Origin of the sequence: Streptomyces sp. SID3343, assembly GCF_009865215.1 — a bacterium.
Taxonomy (GTDB): Bacteria; Actinomycetota; Actinomycetes; order Streptomycetales; family Streptomycetaceae; genus Embleya.
The window spans coordinates 1-2699 of the sequence record NZ_WWJX01000621.1 but is presented as its reverse complement, the minus strand read 5'-3'; the positions used below and the strand labels follow the sequence as shown (position 1 = coordinate 2699).

The following is a 2699-nucleotide window of genomic DNA, read 5'->3' as shown; positions in this document are numbered from 1 at the left end:
CCGGACGCGCCGGGCCGCCGGGCCGCCGGACGCGAACGTCGTGGCCGCCGTGGTGGTCCGGAAGGACGACGCGGCCCCGCTCCCCGCGGACGACCGGATTGCTCGCATCGACGCTCGCCCGCCCTCGCGGCATCACAAAACGAGACCGGTGTGTTCGGCGCAGAAGGCCAGGACGTCGCTTTGCAGGTCGACCTGGCGGGTCGCGGTGCGAGGTCCGTGTCCGACTCCGTCCTCGGTGCGCAGGAGAACGGGTTTGCCGGACCCGGTGGCGTGTTGGAGGGCAGCGGTGAATTTGCGCATGTGGGCGGCGCCGACGCGGGGGTCGATGCGGGGGCTGGTGAGGAGGACGGCCGGGTAATGGATGCCCGGTCGGACGTTGTGGTAGGGGGAGTAGCCGAGCAGGGCGTCGAGTTGGTCGGGTTCGTGAGGTGTGCCGAACTCCTCGGCCCACCAGGCGCCCAGGCCGAACAGGGGATAGCGGACCATGTCGGTGACGGCGTCGGAGCAGACGGCGGCCGCGTAGAGCTCGGGATTGCGAGTGATGGCGACGGCGACCATCAGGCCGCTGTGGGAGGCGCCTTTGACGGCGAGTTGCCGAGGGGTGGTCAGGCCCTGGTCGACCAGCCGGCGGGCTGCGGCGGCGAAGTCCGCGAACGCGTGCGGCTTGTTGGGTCCGCTTCCGGCTGCGTGCCACGTGGTGCCCTGTTCGCCGCCGCCGCGCACTCCGGCCACGGCGTAGATTCCGCCGGCTCTCACCCACGCGGCGATGGTGGGTGAGTAGGCGGGGGCTGCGGAGGCGCCGAAGCCGCCGTAGGCGGTCAGCAGGGTGGGGCGAGGCCCGTGCGAGCCCGGCGGGGCAATGACGTACAGGCCGACGGGGGTGCCGTCTTCGGAAGGATAGGTGAATTGCCGTACGACCGGCTCCTGTCGGCGGGACACGAGCGGCGAGCGCCGGATGGCAGTCGTCCCGCTCGCCGACCCTTCCTCGGGCAGGCAACGTCCCTCGGCCAGGTCGAAACGGTGGACGGTGGAAGGAGTGACGAAGTCGGTGTATCGGAACCACACCCGGTCGGCGTCTCCGGGCGGCGTACTGAGCCCACTGATCGTGCCCGGCCCCGACCCGGGCGTGGGAATGTCCGTGAGCAGCCGGCCCGTCACGTCGTGCAGCGCCAGGCGGGGCACGCCGTTGCCCACCGTGCTCACCAGCAGCCTCACCTGTCCGCCGGCCGGATCGGTCAGGGCGGTACACGCGGACAACACGGCGTCGGGGCCGGGCTCGACGACGGTGGTCCACGCCGAGGACCGGGGCACGGCCGGATCGACGACGCACACCCGGCCGCGTGGCGCCTCCGCGTCGGTGACGGCGTACAACAGCCCGCGTGGGCCCGCCTTGACCAGAGCGCTGCTGCCCTGTGACGTCCCGTCGTGGACGGTCACCAGTTCAGGGTTCTCCGGGTCTCGTCCGCAGGCCGCGGTGGTCCACAGGTCCGCCAGCCTGAGCTCGTTGCCGGTCTGCGCGCCCGGAGCGGCACTCACCACCAGCCAGCGACCCTCGGGGCCCAGCGACACCGACAGGTGACGCATCCCCGTCTCCCATACGACGGGATCGCGCGTGGGGTCGTTGCCGATGCGGTGCAACCGCACCCGGCGGGGTTCCGCGGGCGACCCCGTCACGTAGTAGAAGCCGCTGTCGTCGGGAAGCCAGGCCACCGCGGACGGCCGGCCCAGGGCGAGCGGGCCGTCCACGACACGACCCTTCGCCACGTCCAGCACCCGCAGGTGCGGTGCTTCGGCACCTCCGGCCGCCGTCTGAAACGCCAGCAACCGCCCGGTCCACGAAGGACGCCACGCCGACAGCGACGTCGCGCCGGACGGGTCGAGCGCCACCGGATCCAGCAGGATTTTCCCGGCCTCGGCGCCCACCCCCTCGACCGCGGCGACCAGCACGGGCATCTCCTGCCCGATCCGCTGACGCATGAAGAATTGCCGCCGTCCACGCACCACCGGTGCCGACACCACCGCGCCCGCACGCTCCGTCGACCGACTCAGCAACGCTCGAAAAGCCGCTCGCGTTCGGGTCTGCGACGCGGGCGTGTGTCGCACGAGCAGTTGCTCCTGCCCGGCGAGCCACCGGGCGCACTCGGCCGTACCGTCGTTCTCCAACCATCGGTAGGGGTCGGCGACCGTCCGGCCGTGGATCCGTTCCAGGATCGGTTGCCGTCGAACGCACTCGTCGCTCACGCTCTCCAGGTCTCCTCCACGCGATGGGCGGCGAGCCGTGAAATCGGAACGCCCCGCCGCCCGAGTACGGAAACCGTCAGTCGGTGTCGCCTTCGGCGAGCTCCATGCGCCACTCCTCAAGGCCCGCCACCTCGTCGGCGAGGAGGGTGAGGATCACGGGAAGTCCCGGCATCTCTTGCATCGTTCCGCCCTTCGTGTAGTCGCTCGTTGACCGTCTCAGGGTCCCTCGGCGTAACCGCCCCCACGGCGAGGAGCACCGTGTCGCGGTTCGAAACCACTCGTACGGACCGGTCGAGGAGCGGGCCCTGCGCTCCTGCGTCGCACCCGGGGTCGGCGTTGGTGGTCGAAGTGCCACCCCCGCGGACGGGGACCGGTTCGTGCCGCTGCGGTGCCTGCCGGGTGGAGGAGGCGCGGATCGAGGGCCGGCACGGTCCGTCTCCGCAGAAGACCGTGGTACG

At 71.7% G+C, this 2699-nt stretch carries 1 protein-coding gene; it reads right to left on the bottom strand.

The window, feature by feature from the left end:
• Nucleotides 1-132: 132 nt before the first annotated feature.
• Nucleotides 133-2241, bottom strand: coding sequence for a prolyl oligopeptidase family serine peptidase (locus GT354_RS19370; protein WP_161357558.1), 2109 nt, complete (start codon nucleotides 2239-2241; stop codon nucleotides 133-135).
• Nucleotides 2242-2699 lie beyond the last annotated feature (458 nt).